This window comes from Pseudomonas sp. GW460-12-10-14-TSB1, assembly GCF_017349775.1.
GTDB classification, from domain to species: domain Bacteria; phylum Pseudomonadota; class Gammaproteobacteria; order Pseudomonadales; family Pseudomonadaceae; genus Aquipseudomonas; species Aquipseudomonas piscium.
Window position 1 is genome coordinate 42,475 of record NZ_JACNAC010000027.1, and the last position, 23,502, is coordinate 65,976.

The 23,502-nt window shown below is 56.1% G+C and carries 35 protein-coding genes; 1 reads left to right on the top strand and 34 read right to left on the bottom strand.

The features are described from left to right. Window positions 1–107: 107 nt before the first annotated feature. Window positions 108–2,942 (top strand): excinuclease ABC subunit UvrA, encoded by a 2,835-nt coding sequence (uvrA, locus tag J4D52_RS16860; protein WP_025807824.1) that lies wholly within the window; start codon window positions 108–110, stop codon window positions 2,940–2,942. Between the two features lie 92 nt (window positions 2,943–3,034). Here the strand turns inward: uvrA and bfr are convergent, their stop codons facing one another. From bfr to rpsL, 34 genes are all read right to left on the bottom strand, one after another. Further along, window positions 3,035–3,499 (bottom strand): bacterioferritin, encoded by a 465-nt coding sequence (gene bfr, locus J4D52_RS16865; RefSeq protein WP_007924173.1) that lies wholly within the window; start codon window positions 3,497–3,499, stop codon window positions 3,035–3,037. A 155-nt stretch (window positions 3,500–3,654) separates the two neighbouring features. After that, window positions 3,655–5,103 carry a catalase gene (locus tag J4D52_RS16870; RefSeq protein WP_025807825.1) on the bottom strand — a complete coding sequence of 483 codons (1,449 nt, stop codon included), beginning with the start codon at window positions 5,101–5,103 and terminating at the stop codon, window positions 3,655–3,657. A gap of 171 nt (window positions 5,104–5,274) precedes the next feature. Continuing rightward, window positions 5,275–5,661 carry a 50S ribosomal protein L17 gene (gene rplQ, locus J4D52_RS16875; RefSeq protein ID WP_007924175.1) on the bottom strand — a complete coding sequence of 129 codons (387 nt, stop codon included), beginning with the start codon at window positions 5,659–5,661 and terminating at the stop codon, window positions 5,275–5,277. Between the two features lie 42 nt (window positions 5,662–5,703). After that, window positions 5,704–6,705: a DNA-directed RNA polymerase subunit alpha gene (locus J4D52_RS16880; RefSeq protein ID WP_007924176.1), complete on the bottom strand. Its 1,002-nt coding sequence runs from the start codon at window positions 6,703–6,705 to the stop codon at window positions 5,704–5,706. A 22-nt stretch (window positions 6,706–6,727) separates the two neighbouring features. After that, a complete protein-coding gene (gene rpsD / locus J4D52_RS16885; RefSeq protein WP_003176404.1) occupies window positions 6,728–7,348 on the bottom strand; it encodes a 30S ribosomal protein S4 in 621 nt (206 codons plus the stop codon). Window positions 7,349–7,366: 18 nt separating this feature from the next. After that, window positions 7,367–7,756: a 30S ribosomal protein S11 gene (rpsK, locus tag J4D52_RS16890; RefSeq protein WP_007924177.1), complete on the bottom strand. Its 390-nt coding sequence runs from the start codon at window positions 7,754–7,756 to the stop codon at window positions 7,367–7,369. A 30-nt stretch (window positions 7,757–7,786) separates the two neighbouring features. Further along, window positions 7,787–8,143, bottom strand: a complete 357-nt coding sequence (gene rpsM, locus J4D52_RS16895) for a 30S ribosomal protein S13 (RefSeq protein WP_009045849.1) — start codon at window positions 8,141–8,143, stop codon at window positions 7,787–7,789. Between the two features lie 130 nt (window positions 8,144–8,273). After that, complete coding sequence (gene rpmJ, locus J4D52_RS16900) at window positions 8,274–8,390, bottom strand: 50S ribosomal protein L36 (protein WP_002555468.1); 117 nt, start codon at window positions 8,388–8,390, stop codon at window positions 8,274–8,276. A gap of 24 nt (window positions 8,391–8,414) precedes the next feature. Beyond that, entirely contained in the window at window positions 8,415–9,743 is a 1,329-nt protein-coding gene (gene secY, locus J4D52_RS16905; protein WP_007924182.1) for a preprotein translocase subunit SecY, read from the bottom strand. Further along, complete coding sequence (rplO, locus tag J4D52_RS16910) at window positions 9,744–10,178, bottom strand: 50S ribosomal protein L15 (protein WP_007924183.1); 435 nt, start codon at window positions 10,176–10,178, stop codon at window positions 9,744–9,746. A gap of 3 nt (window positions 10,179–10,181) precedes the next feature. After that, on the bottom strand, window positions 10,182–10,358 hold the full coding sequence (rpmD, locus tag J4D52_RS16915; RefSeq protein ID WP_003176408.1) for a 50S ribosomal protein L30: 177 nt from the start codon (window positions 10,356–10,358) through the stop codon (window positions 10,182–10,184). Between the two features lie 2 nt (window positions 10,359–10,360). Continuing rightward, on the bottom strand, window positions 10,361–10,861 hold the full coding sequence (gene rpsE, locus J4D52_RS16920) for a 30S ribosomal protein S5 (protein ID WP_007924184.1): 501 nt from the start codon (window positions 10,859–10,861) through the stop codon (window positions 10,361–10,363). 3 nt (window positions 10,862–10,864) lie between these two features. After that, on the bottom strand, window positions 10,865–11,215 hold the full coding sequence (rplR, locus tag J4D52_RS16925) for a 50S ribosomal protein L18 (protein ID WP_003186037.1): 351 nt from the start codon (window positions 11,213–11,215) through the stop codon (window positions 10,865–10,867). 10 nt (window positions 11,216–11,225) lie between these two features. Next, on the bottom strand, window positions 11,226–11,759 hold the full coding sequence (rplF, locus tag J4D52_RS16930; RefSeq protein WP_007924185.1) for a 50S ribosomal protein L6: 534 nt from the start codon (window positions 11,757–11,759) through the stop codon (window positions 11,226–11,228). A 12-nt stretch (window positions 11,760–11,771) separates the two neighbouring features. Beyond that, a complete protein-coding gene (gene rpsH / locus J4D52_RS16935) occupies window positions 11,772–12,164 on the bottom strand; it encodes a 30S ribosomal protein S8 (RefSeq protein WP_003228724.1) in 393 nt (130 codons plus the stop codon). 208 nt (window positions 12,165–12,372) lie between these two features. After that, on the bottom strand, window positions 12,373–12,678 hold the full coding sequence (gene rpsN, locus J4D52_RS16940; protein ID WP_003228726.1) for a 30S ribosomal protein S14: 306 nt from the start codon (window positions 12,676–12,678) through the stop codon (window positions 12,373–12,375). Between the two features lie 13 nt (window positions 12,679–12,691). After that, the gene (gene rplE / locus J4D52_RS16945; protein WP_007924186.1) at window positions 12,692–13,231 is read right to left on the bottom strand and encodes a 50S ribosomal protein L5; all 540 of its coding nucleotides are present in this window, start codon (window positions 13,229–13,231) and stop codon (window positions 12,692–12,694) included. 20 nt (window positions 13,232–13,251) lie between these two features. Then, window positions 13,252–13,566 carry a 50S ribosomal protein L24 gene (rplX, locus tag J4D52_RS16950; RefSeq protein ID WP_003186046.1) on the bottom strand — a complete coding sequence of 105 codons (315 nt, stop codon included), beginning with the start codon at window positions 13,564–13,566 and terminating at the stop codon, window positions 13,252–13,254. A gap of 11 nt (window positions 13,567–13,577) precedes the next feature. Then, the gene (rplN, locus tag J4D52_RS16955) at window positions 13,578–13,946 is read right to left on the bottom strand and encodes a 50S ribosomal protein L14 (protein WP_002555479.1); all 369 of its coding nucleotides are present in this window, start codon (window positions 13,944–13,946) and stop codon (window positions 13,578–13,580) included. A gap of 23 nt (window positions 13,947–13,969) precedes the next feature. Next, window positions 13,970–14,236, bottom strand: coding sequence for a 30S ribosomal protein S17 (gene rpsQ / locus J4D52_RS16960; RefSeq protein WP_003194644.1), 267 nt, complete (start codon window positions 14,234–14,236; stop codon window positions 13,970–13,972). Between the two features lie 2 nt (window positions 14,237–14,238). Beyond that, on the bottom strand, window positions 14,239–14,430 hold the full coding sequence (gene rpmC / locus J4D52_RS16965) for a 50S ribosomal protein L29 (protein WP_002555481.1): 192 nt from the start codon (window positions 14,428–14,430) through the stop codon (window positions 14,239–14,241). Then, window positions 14,430–14,843, bottom strand: a complete 414-nt coding sequence (rplP, locus tag J4D52_RS16970; RefSeq protein WP_003228729.1) for a 50S ribosomal protein L16 — start codon at window positions 14,841–14,843, stop codon at window positions 14,430–14,432. The genes rpmC and rplP overlap by 1 nt, the downstream gene beginning before the upstream one ends. A gap of 12 nt (window positions 14,844–14,855) precedes the next feature. Continuing rightward, entirely contained in the window at window positions 14,856–15,542 is a 687-nt protein-coding gene (gene rpsC, locus J4D52_RS16975; protein ID WP_007924192.1) for a 30S ribosomal protein S3, read from the bottom strand. Window positions 15,543–15,555: 13 nt separating this feature from the next. Next, window positions 15,556–15,888, bottom strand: coding sequence for a 50S ribosomal protein L22 (gene rplV / locus J4D52_RS16980; RefSeq protein ID WP_003103908.1), 333 nt, complete (start codon window positions 15,886–15,888; stop codon window positions 15,556–15,558). Window positions 15,889–15,901: 13 nt separating this feature from the next. After that, complete coding sequence (gene rpsS / locus J4D52_RS16985; protein WP_002555486.1) at window positions 15,902–16,177, bottom strand: 30S ribosomal protein S19; 276 nt, start codon at window positions 16,175–16,177, stop codon at window positions 15,902–15,904. 16 nt (window positions 16,178–16,193) lie between these two features. Then, a complete protein-coding gene (gene rplB / locus J4D52_RS16990; protein ID WP_007924198.1) occupies window positions 16,194–17,018 on the bottom strand; it encodes a 50S ribosomal protein L2 in 825 nt (274 codons plus the stop codon). Between the two features lie 14 nt (window positions 17,019–17,032). After that, the gene (rplW, locus tag J4D52_RS16995; RefSeq protein ID WP_002555488.1) at window positions 17,033–17,332 is read right to left on the bottom strand and encodes a 50S ribosomal protein L23; all 300 of its coding nucleotides are present in this window, start codon (window positions 17,330–17,332) and stop codon (window positions 17,033–17,035) included. After that, window positions 17,329–17,931, bottom strand: coding sequence for a 50S ribosomal protein L4 (gene rplD, locus J4D52_RS17000; RefSeq protein ID WP_007924200.1), 603 nt, complete (start codon window positions 17,929–17,931; stop codon window positions 17,329–17,331). The genes rplW and rplD overlap by 4 nt, the downstream gene beginning before the upstream one ends. Window positions 17,932–17,943: 12 nt before the next feature. Continuing rightward, the gene (gene rplC, locus J4D52_RS17005) at window positions 17,944–18,579 is read right to left on the bottom strand and encodes a 50S ribosomal protein L3 (RefSeq protein WP_007924205.1); all 636 of its coding nucleotides are present in this window, start codon (window positions 18,577–18,579) and stop codon (window positions 17,944–17,946) included. 80 nt (window positions 18,580–18,659) lie between these two features. Then, on the bottom strand, window positions 18,660–18,971 hold the full coding sequence (gene rpsJ / locus J4D52_RS17010; RefSeq protein WP_003186070.1) for a 30S ribosomal protein S10: 312 nt from the start codon (window positions 18,969–18,971) through the stop codon (window positions 18,660–18,662). A 140-nt stretch (window positions 18,972–19,111) separates the two neighbouring features. After that, window positions 19,112–20,305 carry an elongation factor Tu gene (tuf, locus tag J4D52_RS17015; protein ID WP_007924207.1) on the bottom strand — a complete coding sequence of 398 codons (1,194 nt, stop codon included), beginning with the start codon at window positions 20,303–20,305 and terminating at the stop codon, window positions 19,112–19,114. Between the two features lie 30 nt (window positions 20,306–20,335). Next, entirely contained in the window at window positions 20,336–22,465 is a 2,130-nt protein-coding gene (gene fusA / locus J4D52_RS17020) for an elongation factor G (protein ID WP_025804434.1), read from the bottom strand. 30 nt (window positions 22,466–22,495) lie between these two features. Next, window positions 22,496–22,966 carry a 30S ribosomal protein S7 gene (gene rpsG / locus J4D52_RS17025; RefSeq protein ID WP_007925959.1) on the bottom strand — a complete coding sequence of 157 codons (471 nt, stop codon included), beginning with the start codon at window positions 22,964–22,966 and terminating at the stop codon, window positions 22,496–22,498. A gap of 110 nt (window positions 22,967–23,076) precedes the next feature. Then, window positions 23,077–23,448 (bottom strand): 30S ribosomal protein S12, encoded by a 372-nt coding sequence (gene rpsL, locus J4D52_RS17030; protein ID WP_003186084.1) that lies wholly within the window; start codon window positions 23,446–23,448, stop codon window positions 23,077–23,079. Window positions 23,449–23,502: the final 54 nt, after the last annotated feature.

Sequence of the window (23,502 nt, forward strand, 5' to 3'; positions counted from 1 at the left end):
CGCGCAGGTTTCATCTACGGCTGCACAGACCTCATTTGATAGTGTGCATCCATCCAGTATTTGCCCTTATACTCCTACGTTTTCGACGCCCGCCGAGCGAGGCCACTTTGGACAAGATCCTGATTCGTGGGGCCCGAACCCACAACCTGAAGAACATCGACCTGACCCTGCCACGGGACAAACTGATCGTCATCACCGGCTTGTCCGGATCCGGCAAATCGTCTCTGGCGTTCGACACGTTGTACGCCGAAGGCCAGCGCCGTTATGTCGAGTCGCTGTCGGCCTATGCCCGGCAATTCCTGTCGATGATGGAAAAACCCGACGTCGACACCATCGAAGGTTTGTCGCCGGCGATTTCCATCGAACAGAAATCCACCTCGCACAACCCGCGTTCCACCGTCGGCACCATCACCGAGATCTACGACTACCTGCGCCTGCTGTATGCACGCGTGGGTACGCCACGCTGCCCGGATCACGACATCCCGCTGGAAGCCCAGACCGTCAGCCAGATGGTCGACCTGGTGCTGGCCCAGCCGGAAGGCAGCAAGCTGATGCTGCTGGCGCCGGTGATTCGCGAGCGCAAGGGCGAGCACCTGTCGGTCTTCGAGGAACTGCGTGCCCAAGGCTTCGTCCGCGCCCGGGTCAACGGCAAGCTCTACGAGCTGGATGAGCTGCCGAAGCTGGATAAACAGAAGAAGCACTCGATCGATGTGGTGGTCGACCGCTTCAAGGTCCGTGCCGACCTGCAGCAGCGCCTGGCCGAGTCGTTCGAGACCGCGCTGAAGCTGGCCGACGGTATTGCCCTGGTGGCGCCGATGGACGACGAACCCGGCGAAGAAATCATCTTCTCCGCGCGCTTCGCCTGCCCGATCTGTGGCCACGCCATCAGCGAACTGGAACCCAAGCTGTTCTCCTTCAATAACCCGGCCGGTGCCTGCCCGACCTGCGACGGTCTGGGGGTCAAGCAGTTCTTCGACATCAAGCGCCTGGTCAATGGCGAGCTGACCCTGGCCGAAGGGGCGATTCGCGGCTGGGACAGGCGCAACGTCTATTACTTCCAGATGCTCGGCTCGCTGGCGTCGCATTACGGCTTCAGTCTGGAAGTGCCGTTCAACCAGCTGCCGGCCGACCAGCAGAAAGTCATCCTCAACGGCAGCGGCACGCAGAACGTCGACTTCAAGTACCTCAACGATCGTGGCGATATTGTCAAACGCTCCCACCCGTTCGAAGGCATAGTGCCGAACCTGGAGCGTCGCTACCGTGAGACCGAGTCGGCCACCGTGCGCGAGGAGCTGGCCAAGTTCCTCAGCACCCAGCCGTGCCCGGACTGCCGCGGCACCCGCCTGCGTCGCGAAGCGCGCCACGTGTGGGTCGGCGAGAAGACTTTGCCGGCCGTCACCAGCCTGCCGATCGGCGATGCCACCGATTACTTCGGCACCTTGTCGCTGACCGGACGCCGTGGCGAGATCGCCGACAAGATCCTCAAGGAGATCCGCGAGCGCCTGCAGTTCCTGGTCAACGTCGGCCTGGACTACCTGACCCTGGATCGCAGCGCCGACACCCTGTCCGGCGGCGAGGCCCAGCGGATTCGCCTGGCCAGCCAGATCGGTGCTGGCCTGGTGGGTGTCATGTACATCCTCGACGAACCCTCCATCGGCCTGCACCAGCGCGACAACGACCGCCTGCTCGGCACCCTGAAACACCTGCGGGATATCGGCAACACGGTGATCGTGGTCGAACACGACGAGGACGCCATTCGCCTGGCCGACTATGTGGTAGACATCGGCCCGGGCGCCGGCGTGCATGGCGGGCAGATCGTCGCCGAAGGTACACCTGACGAGGTGATGTCCCATCCCGACTCGCTGACCGGCAAGTACCTCTCCGGGCGGGTGAAGATTGCTGTGCCGGCCAAGCGTACGCCGCGCAACAAGAAGCTTTCGCTGTCCCTCAAGGGCGCCCGCGGCAACAACTTGCGCAACGTCGACCTGGAGATCCCAATCGGCCTACTGACCTGCGTGACCGGTGTCTCCGGCTCGGGCAAGTCGACCCTGATCAACAACACCCTGTTCCCCCTCAGCGCCACGGCGCTGAACGGCGCGACCACGCTGGAAGCCGCCACGCACGACAGCATCAACGGCCTGCAGCACTTGGACAAGGTGGTGGATATCGATCAGAGCCCGATCGGTCGTACACCGCGCTCCAACCCGGCGACCTACACCGGGCTGTTCACGCCGATCCGCGAACTGTTTGCCGGGGTTCCCGAATCGCGCTCGCGCGGCTACGGCCCGGGCCGCTTCTCCTTCAACGTCAAGGGTGGACGCTGCGAAGCCTGCCAGGGCGACGGCCTGATCAAGGTGGAAATGCACTTCCTGCCGGACATCTACGTGCCGTGCGATGTGTGCAAGAGCAAGCGCTACAACCGCGAAACCCTTGAGATCAAATACAAGGGCAAGAGCATCCACGAGGTCCTGGAAATGACCATCGAGGAAGCGCGAGAGTTCTTCGACCCGGTGCCAGCGCTGGCGCGCAAGCTGCAGACGCTGATGGACGTGGGGCTGTCCTATATCAAGCTGGGGCAGTCAGCGACGACCTTGTCCGGCGGTGAAGCGCAGCGGGTCAAGCTGTCTCGCGAGCTGTCCAAGCGCGACACCGGCAAGACCCTCTACATCCTTGACGAACCGACCACCGGTCTGCACTTCGCCGATATCCAGCAGTTGCTGGACGTTCTGCATCGCCTGCGTGACCACGGCAACACTGTGGTGGTGATCGAGCACAACCTGGACGTGATCAAGACCGCCGACTGGCTGGTGGACCTGGGGCCGGAAGGCGGCTCCAAGGGCGGACAGATCATTGCCGTGGGTACACCGGAACAATTGGCGGAGATGCCGCAATCCCACACCGGCTACTACCTCAAGCCACTGCTGACCCGAGACCGGGCCTGAGCCCAATGAGAAAGCCCCTGCCATTGTGAAATGGCAGGGGCTTTTTTGGTCTGTCAGAACCCTACAGCTGGCTGCCGGGAATGACTAACGCATCAGAACTGCGATTGCAGGTAGTTTTCCAGACCGATCGACTTGATCAGGCCCAACTGCTTTTCCAGCCAGTAGGTGTGGTCTTCTTCGGTATCGGCCAACTGCACCCGCAGGATGTCGCGGCTGACATAGTCCTTGTGCTTCTCGCACAGCTCGATGCCCTTGCACAGCGCAGCGCGGACCTTGTACTCCAGGCGCAGGTCGGCGGCGAACATGTCCGGCACGGTGGTGCCGATATCCAGATCGTCAGGGCGCATGCGTGGCGTGCCCTCGAGCATCAGGATGCGACGCATCAATGCGTCGGCGTGTTGAGTCTCTTCTTCCATCTCGTGATTGATGCGCTCGTAGAGCTTGCTGAAGCCCCAGTCTTCATACATACGCGAGTGGATGAAATATTGGTCACGTGCTGCCAGCTCGCCCGTCAGCAGCGTGTTGAGGTAATCGATTACGTCCGGGTGACCTTGCATCGCCCTACATCTCCCTGCTTGAAAGTCTGTATTTTGAACCAAGCTGACTTGCAGGTCACTGTAAAAACGCTAACAAAGTGAAGATTTTCAGAGAAAAGTAGCCGAAAAAACGCAAAAACCGCCCAAATGAGGGCGGTTCTGCTTCTCGTTTAGACTTAGTTAAGCTGTACGCCCAACGCCTTTGCGATGCCTTCTCCATAAGCCGGGTCGGCTTTGAAGAAATGCTGCAGCTGACGCTGGACCACATCCGAACTGACCCCCACCATCGCTCCGGCGATGTTGTTGATCAACAGGGTTTGCTGCTGATCATTCATCAGGCGGAACAGAGCGCCTGCATGGCTGTAGTAGTCGGTGTCCTCACGGTGATCGTAACGATCTGCCGCACCGCTGAGTGCCAGGGCCGGCTCCGCGTAGCGAGGAGCCTGCTTAGGCGCGTCGGCATAGCTGTTCGGCTCGTAGTTCGGCGCTGCACCACCATTGCTGCCAAAGGCCATGGAGCCATCACGCTGGTAGCTGTGCACCGGGCTGCGCGGGGCGTTGACCGGCAGCTGCTGGTGGTTGGTGCCAACACGATAGCGATGAGCGTCGGCGTAAGCGAATACGCGGCCTTGCAGCATGCGGTCCGGCGACAGGCCGACGCCTGGAACCATGTTGCTAGGACCAAAGGCAGCCTGCTCGACTTCAGCGAAGTAGTTCAGCGGGTTGCGGTTCAACTCCAGCTCACCGACCTCGATCAGCGGAAACTCTTTCTGCGACCAGGTCTTGGTCACGTCGAACGGGTTCTCGTAGTGAGCGGCCGCTTCGGCTTCGGTCATGATCTGAATGCACACGCTCCATTTCGGGAAGTCGCCGCGCTCGATCGCGTTGAACAGGTCACGCTGGGCGTAATCCGGATCGGTACCCGCCAGGCGAGCAGCCTCGGCCGGGGCCAGGTTCTTGATGCCCTGCTTGGTCTTGTAGTGCCATTTCACCCAGTGCCGCTCGCCCTTGGCGTTGATCAGGCTGTAGGTGTGGCTACCGAAACCGTGCATATGACGATAGCCGTCCGGAATCCCGCGATCCGAGAACAGGATGGTGACCTGGTGCAGCGCCTCGGGAGAATGCGACCAGAAGTCCCACATGGCCTGGCCGCTCTTCAGGTTGCTCTGCGGCAGACGTTTCTGGGTGTGGATAAAGTCGGGAAACTTCAACGGGTCACGAATGAAGAACACAGGCGTGTTGTTGCCGACGATGTCCCAGTTGCCTTCTTCGGTATAGAACTTCAGGGCAAAACCGCGCGGGTCGCGCTCGGTATCGGCCGAACCACGTTCGCCTCCCACAGTCGAGAAACGCAGGAAGGTAGGGGTTTGCTTACCTACGGACTCGAAAAGCTTGGCGCTAGTGTATTGGGTGATGTCACGGGTCACGGTGAAGGTACCGTAAGCACCCGAGCCCTTGGCGTGTACGCGACGCTCAGGAATGTTTTCACGGTTGAAGTGGGCCAGCTTCTCGATCAGATGAAAATCATCGAGCAGCAGCGGACCACGAGGGCCAGCAGAACGGGAATTCTGGTTATCGGCGACTGGAGCGCCACTTGCGGTGGTAAGCGTTTTGTTTTGGCTCATGCTCAATCTTCCTCTATCAGTCTTGGAACTGCCGGCTAATCGGCTGACGAGGAGTATCGACCATCAAGATGACAGCATCAAATGCATTAAATGATTACTATCGATAGAAAATTTCTAATACAGCAGACACAAAAAACCGGGCACTAGGCCCGGTTCTTTGTATTTGACGTCTTACTCAGCGGATACAGCTTCACCGCCGACAGCACGATCAACCAACTCGACGTACGCCATAGGCGCGTTGTCGCCAGCGCGGAAACCGCACTTGAGGATGCGCAGGTAGCCACCCTCACGGGTAGCGTAACGCTTGCCCAGGTCGTTGAAGAGCTTACCAACGATAGCTTTCGAACGAGTACGGTCGAAAGCCAGACGGCGGTTAGCCAGGCTGTCTGTCTTGGCCAAAGTGATCAGCGGCTCAGCAACGCGGCGCAGTTCTTTAGCTTTCGGCAGTGTAGTTTTGATCAGCTCGTGCTCGAACAGCGACACCGCCATGTTTTGGAACATGGCCTTGCGGTGCGAGCTGGTGCGGCTCAGGTGACGACCACTTTTACGATGACGCATGGTTCATTCCTTACCAAACACAACGTTCGGTGATTACGACGATCAGGCAGTCGCCTTGTCGTCCTTCTTAAGACTTGCAGGCGGCCAGTTGTCGAGGCGCATGCCGAGGGACAGACCGCGGGAGGCCAGAACGTCCTTGATTTCGGTCAAGGATTTCTTGCCAAGGTTCGGAGTCTTCAACAGTTCTACTTCGGTACGCTGAATCAGGTCGCCGATGTAGTAAATGTTTTCCGCCTTAAGGCAGTTAGCCGAACGTACAGTCAGTTCCAGATCGTCAACCGGGCGAAGCAGGATCGGATCGATCTCGTCTTCCTGCTCGATTACCACTGGCTCACTGTCACCCTTGAGGTCGACGAACGCAGCCAACTGCTGTTGCAGGATGGTTGCAGCACGACGGATAGCCTCTTCAGGATCCAGAGTACCGTTGGTTTCCAGATCAATAACCAGCTTGTCCAGGTTGGTACGCTGCTCGACACGGGCGTTTTCCACCACGTATGCGATGCGGCGAACCGGGCTGAACGAAGAGTCGAGCTGCAAGCGACCGATGCTGCGGCTTTCGTCTTCATCGCTCTGACGCGAGTCTGCCGGTTCATAACCACGACCACGAGCTACTACGAGCTTCATGTTCAGGGCGCCGTTAGACGCCAGGTTAGCGATTACGTGATCGGGGTTAACGATCTCGACATCATGATCCAGCTGAATATCGGCAGCGGTAACCACCCCCGAACCCTTCTTCGACAAGGTCAGCGTAACTTCGTCACGGCCGTGCAGCTTGATAGCCAGACCTTTAAGGTTCAACAGGATTTCAATTACGTCTTCCTGTACACCTTCGATGGCGCTGTACTCGTGGAGCACACCGTCAATCTCGGCCTCGACTACTGCACAGCCGGGCATTGAGGACAACAGGATGCGGCGCAGCGCGTTGCCCAGGGTGTGGCCAAAACCACGCTCGAGAGGCTCGAGGGTGATCTTGGCGCGGGTTGGACTGACAACCTGCACATCAATATGGCGGGGTGTCAGGAACTCATTTACCGAAATCTGCATGGATGCACCTATTTTCTAGCCCTTACTTGGAGTAGAGCTCGACAATCAGGCTTTCGTTGATGTCGGCGGACAGATCACTGCGAGCTGGAACGTTCTTGAAAACGCCCGACTTCTTCTCAGTGTCTACTTCTACCCATTCTACGCGGCCACGTTGGGCACACAGATCGAGAGCTTGGACAATGCGAAGTTGGTTTTTTGCTTTCTCGCGAACAGCAACCACGTCACCAGCACGAACCTGGTAGGACGGAACGTTAACGGTCTGACCGTTTACGCTGATCGACTTGTGCGATACCAGCTGACGGGATTCGGCACGAGTCGAACCGAAGCCCATACGGTATACAACGTTGTCCAGACGGCATTCGAGCAGTTGCAGCAGGTTTTCACCGGTTGCACCTTTCTTGCCAGCAGCTTCTTTGTAGTAGCCGCTGAATTGACGCTCGAGAACGCCGTAGATACGACGGACCTTCTGCTTTTCACGCAGCTGGGTGCCGTAGTCGGACTGGCGACCGCGGCGCTGGCCGTGGATACCAGGTGCTGCTTCGATGTTGCACTTGGATTCGATAGCGCGCACGCCGCTCTTCAGGAAGAGATCGGTGCCTTCGCGACGAGCCAGTTTGCATTTTGGACCAATGTAACGAGCCATTCTTTACAATCTCCTGGATTACACGCGGCGCTTCTTCGGCGGACGGCACCCGTTATGCGGGATTGGCGTCACGTCGGTGATGCTGGCGATCTTGTAGCCACAGCCGTTCAAAGCGCGGACTGCGGATTCACGACCTGGACCTGGGCCCTTGACGTTAACGTCGAGGTTTTTCAGGCCATATTCCAGCGCAGCTTGACCAGCACGCTCAGCAGCTACTTGAGCAGCGAACGGGGTGGACTTGCGGGAACCGCGGAAACCCGAACCACCGGAGGTTGCCCAGGAAAGAGCGTTACCTTGACGGTCGGTGATGGTCACGATGGTGTTGTTGAAAGACGCGTGGATGTGGGCGATGCCATCAACCACTGTCTTTTTAATCTTTTTACGAGGACGAGCAGCAGGTTTTGCCATGACTAAATTCCTGTCGATTCGCTGGTGCGATTACTTGCGGATCGGCTTACGCGGACCTTTGCGAGTACGCGCGTTGGTCTTGGTACGCTGACCGCGTACTGGCAGACCACGACGATGGCGCAGACCGCGGTAGCAGCCCAGATCCATCAAGCGTTTGATTTTCATGTTGATTTCGCGACGCAGGTCACCTTCAGTGGTGAACTTCGCCACTTCGCCACGCAGCTGTTCAATTTGCTCGTCGCTCAGATCCTTGATCTTTGCGGCTGGGTTGACCCCAGTCTCTGCACAGATTTTCTGCGCAGTCGTGCGACCAACACCATAGATGTAGGTCAGCGAGATAACAGTATGCTTGTTATCTGGAATGTTAACGCCTGCAATACGGGCCATTCAGTGGGACTCCAATTGACAGCTACCTACGCCCCGGAAGCCAAGAAATAGGGCGCGAGATAATATCGCTGTAATAACAAATAATCAACCCAGCAGCGCACTAGCTGCTGGGCTTGAAGCACAATCACACTCAGCCTTGGCGCTGTTTGTGACGCGGTTCCGCGCTGCAAATTACTCGAACAACACCTTCGCGGCGAATAATCTTGCAGTTACGGCACAGCTTTTTCACCGATGCACGAACTTTCATCACCAACTCCTCGAACCTTATGGGTCAGCGCAGCATGCCGCTGCCGTAACCCTTCAGGTTGGCTTTCTTCATCAGGGATTCGTACTGGTGCGAAACGAGGTGCGATTGTACTTGCGACATAAAGTCCATAACAACCACGACCACGATCAGCAACGAGGTCCCGCCAAGGTAGAACGGAACGTTTGCTGCAACCACCAGGAACTGGGGCAACAGGCAGACGGCCGTCATATATAGAGCACCGAACATGGTCAAGCGGGTCAGAACGCCATCAATGTAGCGCGCAGACTGCTCACCTGGACGGATGCCCGGAATAAAGGCACCGGACTTCTTCAGGTTTTCCGCTACGTCTTTCGGATTGAACATCAACGCCGTATAGAAGAAGCAGAAGAAAATAATCCCTGCACTAAACAGCAGAATATTCAACGGCTGACCAGGAGCGATCGACTGCGAGATGTCCTGCAACCAGCCCATACCTTCAGACTGACCGAACCAGGCACCCAACGAAGCCGGGAACAGCAAAATGCTGCTCGCGAAAATAGCAGGAATAACGCCTGCCATATTCACTTTCAGCGGCAAGTGGCTAGTCTGCGCAGCAAACACCTTGCGGCCCTGCTGACGCTTGGCATAGTGAACAGCAATACGACGCTGGCCACGCTCAATGAACACCACAAAACCGATAATCGCTACTGCCAGCAAACCGATGGCAACCAGGGCAAAAATGTTGATATCACCCTGACGCGCAGACTCGAAAGACTGCCCGATCGCTCTCGGAAGACCGGCGACGATACCTGCGAAAATCAACATCGAGATACCGTTGCCAACACCACGCTCAGTAATCTGCTCACCCAGCCACATCATGAACATCGCACCAGCCACAAAAGTGGATACCGCGACGAAATGGAAGCCAAAGTCACCAGTGAACGCAACGCCCTGCCCCGCCAGACCAACGGACATGCCGATGGCCTGAACAAGAGCTAGGACGACAGTGCCGTAGCGGGTGTACTGGCTGATCTTGCGACGGCCAGCTTCACCTTCCTTCTTCAACTGCTCCAGCTGCGGGCTGACGGCGGTCATCAGCTGCATGATGATCGATGCCGAGATGTACGGCATGATCCCCAGTGCAAAGATGCTCATCCGCTCCAGCGCGCCGCCGGAAAACATGTTGAACAAGCTAAGAATGGTCCCCTCATTCTGTCGAAACAGGTCTGCGAGTCGGTCAGGGTTGATACCTGGAACCGGGATGTGTGCGCCTATTCGGTAGACGATAATCGCCAAGAACAGAAAACGCAGACGAGCCCAGAGTTCAGACATACCGCCTTTGCCGAGCGCAGAGAGAGCACCTTGCTTAGCCATTTATTCCTCGAACTTGCCGCCAGCTGCTTCGATAGCCGCACGCGCACCTTTGGTGGCTGCGATGCCCTTGATAGTCACAGCGCGAGTAACTTCGCCGGACAGCATGATTTTCACACGCTGTACGTTTTGGTTAATCACGTTGGCATCTTTCAGGGACTGCACGGTGACGATGTCGCCTTCCACTTTAGCCAGCTCGGACAGACGCACTTCTGCGCGATCCATGGCTTTCAGGGATACGAAACCGAACTTCGGCAGGCGACGATGCAGCGGCTGTTGACCGCCTTCAAAGCCTGGAGCAATGGTGCCACCGGAGCGGGAAGTCTGACCTTTGTGACCACGGCCACCAGTCTTACCCAAACCACTACCGATACCACGGCCCGGACGATGCTTTTCGCGACGGGAACCCGGCGCTGGACTCAGATCATTGAGTTTCATCGATTAACCCTCGACACGCAACATGTAGTAAGCCTTGTTGATCATCCCGCGGTTCTCGGGAGTATCCTGGACTTCTACAGTGTGACCGATGCGACGCAGACCCAGACCCTTAACGCACAGTTTGTGGTTAGGGATACGGCCGGTCATGCTTTTGATCAGCGTTACTTTAACGGTAGCCATGATCAGATGATCTCCTGGACGCTTTTGCCACGCTTGGCGGCAATGGATTCAGGGGACTGCATTGCCTTCAAACCCTTGAAAGTGGCGTGAACCACGTTTACTGGGTTAGTCGAGCCGTAGCACTTGGCCAGAACGTTCTGAACACCAGCAACTTCGAGGACAGCACGCATAGCGCCGCCAGCGATGATACCGGTACCTTCAGAAGCAGGCTGCATGTACACCTTCGAAGCGCCGTGAGCGGACTTCATTGCGTACTGCAGAGTGGTGCCGTTCAGATCAACTTGGATCATGTTGCGGCGAGCAGCTTCCATTGCCTTCTGGATCGCAGCAGGCACTTCACGCGACTTGCCACGGCCGAAGCCAACGCGACCTTTACCATCACCAACCACGGTCAACGCGGTGAAAGTGAAGATACGGCCGCCTTTTACGGTTTTGGCTACGCGGTTAACTTGAACCAGCTTCTCGATGTAGCCTTCGTCGCGCTTTTGGTCGTTATTTGACATAACTTAGAACTCCAGCCCAGCTTCACGAGCAGCATCAGCCAGCGCCTTGACGCGGCCGTGGTACTTGAAGCCAGAGCGGTCGAAAGCCACCTGCGAGACGCCAGCGGCTTTTGCACGCGTAGCGACCAGCTGGCCAACCTTAGTGGCCGCGTCGATGTTGCCAGTGGCGCCATCACGCAGTTCTTTATCCAAAGTCGAGGCGCTTGCCAGGACTTTGTTGCCGTCGGCCGAAATGACCTGGGCGTAGATGTGCTGCGAAGAGCGGAACACGCAGAGACGCACGACTTCGAGTTCGTGCATTTTCAGGCGTGCTTTGCGAGCGCGACGCAGTCGAGTAACTTTTTTGTCGGTCATTTGCTATGCCCTACTTCTTCTTGGCTTCTTTACGACGGACGACTTCGTCCGCGTAGCGCACACCTTTACCTTTGTAAGGCTCTGGTGGACGGAAGTCGCGGATCTCAGCGGCCACTTGACCTACCAGCTGCTTGTCGATGCCCTTGATCAGGATATCGGTCTGGCTAGGAGTCTCAGCGGTGATGCCTTCCGGCAGCTCGTAGTCCACTGGATGCGAGAAGCCAAGGGCCAGGTTCAGCACTGTGCCTTTTGCTTGCGCTTTGTAACCAACACCGACCAGCTGGAGCTTGCGCTCGAAGCCTTGGCTTACGCCTTGGACCATGTTGTTTACCAACGCACGAGTGGTACCGGCCATTGCGCGAGTTTGTTGGTCGCCATTGCGAGCAGCGAAACGCAGCTCACCAGCTTCCTGAACAATTTCAACGGACGAGTGTACGTTCAGTTCGAGAGTGCCCTTGGCACCCTTCACCGAAAGCTGTTGGCCGGCGAATTTAACTTCAACACCAGCTGGCAGCTTAACGGGGTTCTTAGCGACGCGAGACATGCTTATCCCCCCTTAGAACACAGTGCAAAGAACTTCGCCGCCGACACCGGCAGCGCGCGCAGCACGATCAGTCATCACACCTTTGTTGGTGGAGACGATAGACACGCCGAGACCGCCACGAACTTTCGGCAGATCTTCAACGGACTTGTACTGACGCAGGCCTGGACGGCTAACGCGCTTCACTTCTTCGATGACCGGACGGCCTTCGAAGTATTTCAGCTCGATGGACAGCAGTGGCTTGGTTTCGCTGCTGATCTGATAACCCGCGATGTAACCTTCGTCCTTCAGGACTTTTGCTACAGCCACCTTCAGCGTGGAAGACGGCATGCTTACGACGGACTTTTCAGCCATCTGGGCATTACGGATTCGAGTTAGCATGTCCGCTAACGGGTCCTGCATACTCATGGGCTAGACGCTCCTGATACAAAAAAAATGAGCCTTGCGGCTACAGCTTGTCGCCGAGAAATTCCGGGCAAAAAACACGGGCTCAGGCGAGCCGGTCATTCTAGACACACCCCAGAAATGAATCAAGCCCCAAAAGGGGCTTGATTCATGTTCAAGGCCACCGGTGGTCAGGATCTTGCGACCCCGAACACCGCGACTTTGATAGCTATTACCAGCTGGCTTTAACCAGACCTGGTACGTCACCACGCATTGCAGCTTCACGCAGCTTGTTACGGCCGAGGCCGAACTTGCGGTAAACGCCGTGCGGACGACCAGTCAGGCGGCAGCGGTTACGCATGCGCGAAGCGCTTGCGTCACGTGGCTGCTTCTGCAGAGCTACGGTAGCTTCCCAACGCGCTTCTGGACTTGCGTTCAGATCGACGATGATAGCTTTCAGCGCTGCACGCTTGGTGGCGTACTTGGCAACGGTGAGCTGACGCTTCAGCTCACGGTTTTTCATGCTCTTCTTGGCCATTTTCCTACTCCAATCAGTTGCGGAACGGGAATTTGAAAGCACGCAGCAGAGCGCGGCCTTCATCATCGTTCTTGGCAGTGGTGGTCAGGGTAATGTCCAGACCGCGGAGAGCATCGATCTTGTCGTAGTCGATTTCCGGGAAGATGATCTGCTCTTTCACGCCCATGCTGTAGTTGCCACGACCATCGAAGGACTTGGCATTCAGGCCGCGGAAGTCGCGAACCCGAGGCAGGGAGATCGACAGCAGACGATCCAGGAACTCGTACATACGCTCACGGCGCAGGGTCACTTTGACACCGATCGGCCAACCTTCACGGACTTTGAAGCCAGCGATGGATTTCCGAGCGTAGGTCACAACGACTTTCTGGCCGGTGATCTTTTCCAGGTCAGCAACAGCGTGCTCGATGACTTTTTTGTCGCCGATCGCTTCGCCCAGACCCATGTTCAGGGTGATTTTGGTAACGCGCGGAACTTCCATCACGTTCGAAAGCTTAAGTTCATCCTTAAGTTTCGGAGCGATTTCCTTCCGGTAAATCTCTTGTAGTCGTGCCATGGTCTTCTACCTAGCAGTGTTCAAGCATCAACCGCTTTTTGGGTCGACTTGAAGACACGAATTTTTTTGCCGTCTTCTACTTTGAAACCAACGCGGTCAGCCTTGTTGGTTTCGCCGTTGAAAATGGCGACGTTGGAAGCGTGCAGTGGCGCTTCTTTCTCGACGATACCGCCCTGTACGCCCGACATCGGGTTAGGCTTGGTATGACGCTTAACCAGGTTCAGACCACCAACAACCAGGCGGTTGTCAGCGAGAACCTTAAGCACCTTACCGCGCTTACCCTTGTCTTTGCCGGCGATCACGATGATCTCGTCGTCACGACGAATCTTTTGCATGTCGGATCTCCTTACAGCACTTCTGGGGCGAGCGAGACGATCTTCATGAACTTCTCAGTACGAAGTTCACGGGTCACTGGCCCAAAGATACGGGTGCCGATCGGCTCTTGCTTGTTGTTCAACAGAACAGCAGCGTTGCCATCAAAGCGGATGATGGAGCCGTCAGCACGACGGACACCATGGCGAGTGCGGACTACAACAGCAGTCATCACTTGACCTTTCTTCACCTTACCGCGAGGAATTGCTTCCTTGACGGTAACTTTGATGATGTCACCGATACCAGCGTAACGACGATGGGAGCCACCCAGCACCTTGATGCACATAACGCGGCGAGCGCCGCTGTTATCGGCCACATCGAGCATGGATTGAGTCTGAATCATATAATTTCTCCGACCCTTAGCCCTTAGACTTCCACAGCGCGTTCGAGAACATCAACCAGAGCCCAAGACTTGGTCTTGGCCATCGGACGAGTTTCACGAATAGTGACTTTGTCGCCGATGTGGCACTGGTTGGTTTCGTCGTGCGCGTGCAGCTTAGTCGAACGCTTAACGTATTTACCGTAGATAGGGTGCTTAACGCGACGCTCGATCAGAACGGTGATGGTCTTGTCCATCTTGTCGCTGACAACACGGCCAGTCAGCGTACGGACAGTTTTTTCGGCTTCAGCCATGATTACTTACCTGCCTGCTGGTTGAGCACAGTCTTCACGCGAGCGATGTCACGTTTAACTTGCGAGAGCAGATGAGACTGCCCCAACTGGCCAGTTGCCTTCTGCATACGCAGATTGAACTGGTCGCGCAGCAGGCCGAGCAGTTGCTCGTTCAGCTGCTGTGCGGATTTTTCACGAAGTTCATTCGCTTTCATCACATCACCGTCCGTTTAACAAAGGAGGTGGCGAGCGGCAGCTTTGCAGCAGCCAGGGCGAAAGCCTCACGCGCCAGCTCTTCAGAAACACCCTCGATTTCATACAGGACTTTGCCTGGCTGAATCTGGGCAACCCAGTATTCGACGTTACCTTTACCTTTACCCATCCGAACTTCGAGTGGTTTCTTGGAAATAGGCTTGTCCGGGAATACACGGATCCAGATCTTGCCGCCACGTTTTACGTGACGGGTCAGAGCACGACGTGCCGACTCGATCTGACGAGCGGTGAGACGACCACGAGCAACAGACTTCAGCGCGAACTCGCCGAAGCTGACTTTGCTACCGCGCAATGCCAGACCACGGTTGTGGCCGGTCATTTGCTTGCGGAACTTCGTACGCTTTGGTTGCAACATTTGGCGTACCCCTTACTTAGCAGCTTTTTTACGAGGCGCAGGTGCTTGTGGCTTCAGCTCTTCTTGGCGACCACCAATTACTTCGCCTTTGAAGATCCAAACCTTCACACCGATCACACCGTAAGTGGTGTGAGCTTCGTAGGTGGCATAGTCGATATCGGCACGCAGGGTGTGCAGTGGCACACGACCTTCGCGATACCATTCAGTACGTGCGATTTCAGCACCGCCGAGACGACCGCTCACTTGGATTTTGATGCCTTTGGCACCAATGCGCATGGCGTTCTGTACTGCGCGCTTCATAGCGCGACGGAACATTACACGACGCTCCAGCTGCTGAGCTACGCTCTGGGCAACCAGCATACCGTCGAGCTCCGGCTTGCGGATCTCTTCGATATTGATGTGCACAGGCACACCCATTTGCTTGGTCAGGTCCTGACGCAGTTTCTCAACATCTTCACCTTTCTTGCCGATCACGATGCCGGGACGAGCGGTGTGGATGGTGATGCGTGCAGTTTGAGCCGGACGATGGATATCGATACGGCTTACGGACGCGCTTTTTAGTTTGTCTTGGAGGTACTCACGCACATTCAGATCTGCGAGCAAATAGTCCGCATAAGTCCGACCGTCTGCGTACCAGACGGAGGTGTGCTCCTTGACGATTCCCAGGCGAATGCCAATGGGATGTACTTTCTGACCCATCTCTTCGACTCCGTTACTTGTCAGCAACCTTGACAGTGATATGGCAAGACCGCTTGACGATGCGATCAGCACGGCCTTTGGCACGTGGCATGATGCGCTTCAGCGAACGCCCTTCGTTGACGAAAACGGTGGAGACCTTCAGGTCATCAACGTCTGCGCCTTCGTTATGCTCGGCGTTGGCTACGGCCGACTCCAGCACTTTCTTCATGATCTCGGCGGCTTTCTTACTGCTGAAAGCCAACAGGTTGAGCGCTTCGCCCACCTTCTTCCCGCGGATCTGGTCGGCGACCAAGCGGGCTTTCTGGGCGGAGATTCGAGCGCCCGACAACTTAGCGGCTACTTCCATCGTTCCTTACCCCTTAACGCTTGGCTTTCTTGTCAGCCACGTGCCCGCGATATGTACGGGTACCGGCGAACTCGCCCAGTTTGTGGCCGACCATGTCTTCGTTCACGAGAACTGGAACATGTTGACGACCGTTATGCACAGCAATGGTCAGACCGACCATTTGTGGCAGGATCATGGAACGGCGCGACCAGGTCTTAACTGGTTTGCGATCGTTCTTTTCCGCCGCCACTTCGATCTTCTTCAGTAGGTGAAGATCAATAAAAGGACCTTTTTTCAGAGAACGTGGCACTGTCGTATCCCTCTATTTACTTGCGACGACGGACGATCATTTTGTCGGTACGCTTATTACCACGAGTCTTCGCGCCCTTAGTCGGGAAGCCCCATGGCGATACCGGATGACGACCACCAGAGGTACGACCTTCACCACCACCATGTGGGTGGTCAACCGGGTTCATGGCAACACCACGAACGGTTGGGCGAACGCCACGCCAGCGTTTGGCACCGGCTTTACCCAGCGAACGCAGGCTGTGCTCGGAGTTCGAGACTTCGCCCAGGGTCGCACGGCATTCAGCCAGGACTTTACGCATCTCACCAGAACGCAGACGCAGGGTCACGTAGACACCTTCACGAGCGATCAGCTGAGCCGAAGCACCAGCGGAACGAGCGATTTGCGCGCCTTTACCTGGCTTCAGTTCGATGCCGTGTACGGTGCTACCAACTGGAATGTTACGCAGTTGCAGAGCGTTGCCCGGCTTGATCGGCGCCAGGGCACCTGCGATCAGCTGGTCGCCAGCGCTCACGCCTTTAGGGGCGATGATGTAGCGACGCTCGCCGTCTGCGTACAGCAGCAAAGCGATGTGAGCAGTACGGTTTGGATCGTATTCGATACGCTCGACAGTGGCAGCGATGCCATCTTTGTCGTTGCGACGGAAGTCGACCAGACGGTAGTGCTGCTTATGACCACCACCAACGTGACGAGTGGTAATACGGCCATTGTTGTTACGACCACCAGACTTCGATTTCTTCTCGAGCAGCGGTGCGTGAGGAGCGCCTTTATGCAGCTCCTGGTTGACCACCTTGACCACAAAACGGCGGCCAGGGGAAGTCGGTTTGCATTTAACGATTGCCATGATGCACCCCTTCCTTACTCAGCACTGCTGCTGAAATCGAGATCTTGGCCTGGCTGAAGGGAGATAACTGCCTTCTTCCAGTCATTACGCTTGCCCAGACCGCGAGCGGTACGCTTGCTCTTACCCAGAACGTTCAGGGTAGTAACGCGCTCCACTTTCACGCTGAACAGGCTTTCGACGGCCTTCTTGATTTCCAGCTTGGTTGCATCAGTAGCAACCTTGAAAACGAACTGGCCTTTCTTGTCTGCCAGAACCGTAGCCTTCTCGGAAACGTGCGGGCCAAGCAGAACTTTAAATACGCGTTCCTGGTTCATCCCAGCAGCTCCTCGAATTTCTTCACGGCCGACACAGTGATCAACACTTTGTCGTATGCGATCAGACTAACTGGATCGGAACCTTGCACGTCACGTACATCAACGTGTGGCAGGTTACGAGCAGCCAGGTACAGGTTCTGATCAACAGCGTCAGACACGATCAGAACGTCGGTCAGACTCATGTTGTTCAGCTTGCCCAGCAGATCTTTGGTTTTCGGAGTTTCAACAGCGAAATCCTGAACCACGACCAGACGATCAGTACGCACCAGCTCAGCAAGGATGGAACGCATTGCTGCGCGATACATCTTCTTGTTCAGCTTCTGGGAGTGATCCTGTGGACGAGCTGCGAAAGTGGTACCGCCGCCACGCCAGATTGGGCTACGGATAGTACCGGCACGAGCACGGCCAGTACCTTTCTGACGCCATGGGCGCTTGCCGCCACCAGAAACGTCGGAACGGGTCTTTTGCTGCTTGCTACCTTGACGGCCGCCGGCCATGTAGGCCACGACTGCTTGGTGAACCAGCGTCTCGTTGAATTCGCCGCCAAATGTCAGTTCGGAAACTTCGATCGCTTGAGCGTCATTTACATTTAATTGCATGTCAGCTTCCCCTTAACCGCGAGCCTTGGCCGCCGGACGTACAACCAGGTTGCCGCCAGTAGCGCCAGGAACAGCACCCTTGACCAACAACAGATTGCGTTCAGCGTCGACGCGCACTACTTCCAGGGACTGCACGGTCACGCGCTCAGCGCCCATATGACCGGACATTTTTTTGCCCTTGAATACACGACCAGGAGTCTGGCACTGGCCAATAGAGCCCGGGACGCGGTGGGAAACGGAGTTACCGTGGGTGTTATCTTGACCGCGGAAATTCCAACGCTTGATGGTACCGGCGAAGCCTTTACCTTTCGACTGACCGGTAACATCTACCAGTTGGCCAGCTGCGAAGATTTCTGCATTGATCAGATCGCCAGCTTGGTACTCGCCTTCTTCAAGACGGAATTCCCAAACGCCACGACCGGCAGCAACGTTCGCTTTAGCGAAGTGACCTGCTTGAGCAGCAGTCACGCGCGAAGCACGACGCTCACCTACAGTGACTTGCACTGCACGATAGCCATCGGTTTCTTCAGTTTTGAACTGGGTGACGCGATTCGGCTCGATCTCAATGACCGTGACCGGAATGGAGACACCTTCTTCGGTGAAAATACGGGTCATACCGCATTTACGACCGACTACACCAATAGTCATGTTGTAAACCTCATGAGTGTACGGGGCTTTCACCCGCTATGGCCGCCCATTTCAGAGCGTTACACGACTAAGACCGAGTCTTAGCCGAGGCTGATCTGCACTTCCACACCTGCCGCAAGATCAAGCTTCATAAGTGCATCAACGGTTTTATCCGTTGGCTGGACGATGTCCAGTACGCGCTTATGAGTACGGATCTCGTACTGGTCACGCGCGTCTTTGTTGACGTGCGGGGAGACCAGAACGGTGAACCGCTCTTTACGGGTAGGCAGTGGAATAGGACCACGCACTTGAGCACCAGTACGTTTCGCGGTTTCCACGATTTCCTGGGTGGATTGGTCGATCAGGCGATGGTCGAAAGCCTTCAACCTGATACGGATTTGCTGATTTTGCATTGGATTTCAGACTCCAGGCTGCTATTCCCACCGGGCGCAATACGCCCGTTAAAAGGAGGCGCAATTCTATAGACGGTCCCACAGAGTGTCAACCCAATAAAAAAGCCCCCGCAAGCGGGGGCTTTTTCATGAGTCGTCGATTACTCGATGACTTTGGCTACGACGCCAGCGCCGACGGTACGACCGCCTTCACGGATAGCGAAACGCAGACCATCTTCCATCGCGATGGTTTTGATCAGAGTGACAGTCATCTGGATGTTGTCACCTGGCATTACCATTTCAACGCCTTCTGGCAGCTCGCAGTTACCAGTCACGTCAGTAGTACGGAAGTAGAACTGTGGACGGTAGCCTTTGAAGAACGGAGTATGACGGCCGCCTTCTTCCTTGCTCAGAACGTACACTTCAGCGGTGAACTTGGTGTGCGGCTTAACGGTACCTGGCTTAACCAGAACCTGACCACGCTCAACGTCGTCACGCTTGGTGCCGCGCAGCAGAACGCCGCAGTTCTCGCCAGCACGACCTTCGTCGAGCAGCTTGCGGAACATTTCAACGCCGGTGCAGGTGGTTTTCTGAGTGTCGCGCAGACCAACGATCTCAACTTCTTCCTGGATGCGAACGATACCACGCTCAACACGGCCAGTTACCACGGTGCCACGACCGGAGATCGAGAATACGTCTTCGATAGGCATCAGGAACGGCTTGTCGATAGCACGCTCTGGCTCTGGGATGTAGGTATCCAGAGTTTCTACCAGCTTCTTAACAGCGGTAGTGCCCATTTCGTTGTCGTCTTGGCCGTTCAGAGCCATCAGAGCCGAACCGATGATGATTGGAGTGTCATCACCTGGGAAGTCGTAAGTGCTCAGCAGATCGCGCACTTCCATCTCAACCAGTTCCAGCAGCTCAGCGTCGTCAACCATGTCAGCCTTGTTCAGGAAGACAACGATGTACGGAACGCCTACCTGACGGGACAGCAGGATGTGCTCACGAGTTTGTGGCATCGGACCATCGGCAGCCGAGCAAACCAAGATCGCGCCGTCCATCTGGGCAGCACCAGTGATCATGTTTTTGACGTAGTCGGCGTGACCTGGGCAGTCAACGTGCGCGTAGTGACGAATGTTCGAGTCGTACTCTACGTGCGCGGTGTTGATGGTGATACCACGAGCTTTTTCTTCTGGAGCGCTGTCGATCTTGTCGAAGTCAACGCGAGCCGAACCGAAAACCTCGGAGCAAACACGAGTCAGTGCAGCAGTCAGAGTGGTTTTACCGTGGTCAACGTGACCGATGGTGCCAACGTTGACGTGCGGTTTGTTACGTTCAAATTTTTCTTTAGCCACGACAGTGAACCTCTTGCCTAAAGGGCTGGATTAGCCTTGTTTTTTAACGAGTGCTTCGACGATATTCGACGGAGCTTCGGCGTACTTGGAGAACTCCATGGAGTAGCTCGCGCGACCCTGGGACATGGAACGAACGTCGGTCGCATAACCGAACATTTCACCCAGCGGCACTTCAGCACGGATAACCTTGCCAGAGACCGAGTCTTCCATACCCTGGATCAGACCACGACGACGGTTCAGGTCACCCATCACGTCACCCATGTAGTCCTCAGGGGTTACTACTTCAACCTTCATGATCGGCTCAAGAACTACGCCCTTGCCCTTCTCACGCAGCTGCTTGGTCGCCATGGAGGCCGCTACCTTAAACGCCATCTCGTTAGAGTCGACGTCGTGGTAAGAACCATCAAACACGGTAGCCTTCAGGCCGATCAGCGGATAGCCGGCGACAACGCCGTTCTTCATCTGCTCTTCGATACCCTTCTGGATTGCCGGGATGTATTCCTTCGGAACCACACCACCAACGACCTCGTTGGCAAACACCAGACCTTCAGTGATATTGCCTTTTTCGTCGACGTCTGCCGGAGCAAAACGGATCCAGCAATGACCGAACTGGCCACGACCGCCGGATTGACGAACGAACTTACCTTCAACTTCACAGCCGACGGTGATCTTCTCGCGGTAGGAAACCTGCGGCTTACCGATGTTCGCTTCGACGTTGAACTCGCGCTTCATGCGATCAACGAGGATGTCCAGGTGAAGCTCACCCATACCCGAGATGATGGTCTGACCAGTTTCTTCGTCAGTCTTGACGCGGAACGACGGGTCTTCCTGAGCCAACTTGCCCAGTGCAATACCCATCTTCTCCTGGTCTTGCTTGGTTTTCGGCTCAACAGCTACCGAAATTACCGGCTCAGGGAAATCCATACGCTCGAGGATAACCGGGCTGGCAGCATCACACAGGGTGTCACCAGTGGTGACGTCCTTCATGCCGATCAGCGCGGCGATGTCGCCCGCGAGAACTTCCTTGATTTCTTCACGCTGGTTGGCGTGCATCTGCACCATACGACCAACGCGCTCTTTCTTGCCCTTGACCGAGTTGATCACGGAGTCGCCAGACTGCAGCATGCCCGAGTAAACGCGCACGAAGGTCAGGGTACCCACGAACGGGTCGGTAGCAATCTTGAACGCCAGAGCCGAAAACGGCTCGCTATCGTCGGCGTGACGCTCGATTTTCGGAGCGTTTTCGTCGTCCATGTTGTCCGGATGGATACCCTGGATCGCAGGGATCTCAGTCGGAGCCGGCAGGAAGTCGATGACAGCGTCGAGAACCAGCGGAACGCCCTTGTTCTTGAACGAGGAACCGCAGACAGCCGGAACGATCTCGCTGGCCAGGGTGCGCGCGCGCAGGCCTGCCTTGATCTCTTCGACGGTCAGCTCACCTTCTTCAAGGTACTTGTTCATCAGCTCTTCGTTGGCTTCGGCAGCAGCTTCAACCATGTTGGAGCGCCACTCGTTAGCCAGGTCCAGCATATCGGCAGGAATTTCTTCCTCGCGATAGGTAGTACCCTTGTCGTCGTCGTTCCAGTAGATAGCCTTCATCTTGATCAGATCGATCTGACCTTCGAAGTTATCTTCTGCGCCGATAGCCAGCTGAACTGGAACCGGGGTGTGACCCAGACGGTTTTTGATCTGAGCAACAACGCGCAGGAAGTTGGCACCGGCACGGTCCATCTTGTTCACGTAAACAACACGTGGAACGCCGTACTTGTTGGCTTGACGCCATACGGTTTCGGACTGAGGCTCAACACCGGAAGTACCGCAGAACACAACGACCGCGCCGTCGAGTACGCGCAGCGAACGCTCTACTTCAATGGTGAAGTCTACGTGGCCAGGAGTATCGATAACGTTTACACGATAGTTATCGTATTGGCCGCGCGAGCCTTTCCAGAAGGTAGTTACAGCAGCGGAGGTAATGGTGATACCACGCTCCTGCTCCTGCACCATCCAGTCGGTGGTAGCAGCGCCGTCATGCACCTCACCCATCTTGTGGCTGAGACCTGTGTAGAACAGGATCCGCTCGGTAGTGGTAGTCTTGCCCGCGTCAACGTGGGCACAGATACCGATGTTACGGTAGCGGTTGATTGCTGTAGTACGAGCCATAAAGCCCTCGCAAAATGAATGATGCCGATATTAGAAGCGGTAGTGCGAGAAAGCCTTGTTGGCTTCAGCCATACGGTGTACGTCTTCACGCTTCTTAACTGCAGCACCTTTGCCTTCGGCAGCGTCCAGCAGTTCGCCAGCCAAGCGCAGAGCCATAGACTTCTCGCCGCGCTTACGGGCGAAGTCTACCAACCAGCGCATTGCCAGAGCGTTACGACGGGACGGACGAACTTCGACCGGAACCTGGTAAGTAGCACCGCCAACACGGCGCGACTTCACTTCGACCAGCGGAGCGATGGCGTCGAGAGCTTTCTCGAAGATTTCCAGGGGATCGCTGTTCTTGCGTTCTTTAACTTTTTCCAGCGCGCCATAAACGATACGTTCGGCAACGGCTTTCTTGCCGCTTTCCATTACGTGGTTCATGAACTTGGCGAGGATCTGGCTTCCGTATTTCGGATCGTCCAGAATCTCACGTTTGGCTGCTACGCGACGTCTTGGCATGATAAGCCCTCAAACGGTCTTCAGGTTAGCTCGGGACAGTTGATCCAAAGGACTCGTGCCCGACCTTACTCTTATCGACTCAATAAAATAATTAACTGCAAAACGGCCGATTACTTCGGACGCTTGGTACCGTACTTCGAACGACCTTGGTTACGACCTTTAACGCCGGAGGTATCCAGGGAGCCGCGAACGGTGTGGTAACGAACACCTGGCAAGTCTTTTACACGACCGCCGCGGATCAGTACCACGCTGTGTTCTTGCAGGTTGTGGCCTTCACCACCGATGTACGAGGAAACCTCGAAACCGTTGGTCAGACGCACACGGCATACTTTACGCAGTGCCGAGTTAGGTTTTTTCGGCGTAGTGGTATACACGCGAGTGCACACGCCACGACGTTGCGGGCAGTTCTGCAGCGCAGGTACGTCGGATTTCTCGACGATACGCTTACGCGGCTGACGTACCAGCTGGTTGATAGTTGCCATCTACTAGCTCCACTGTTGTCTTTCGACATAAACAAAATGGCAGGGCGCAAGCCC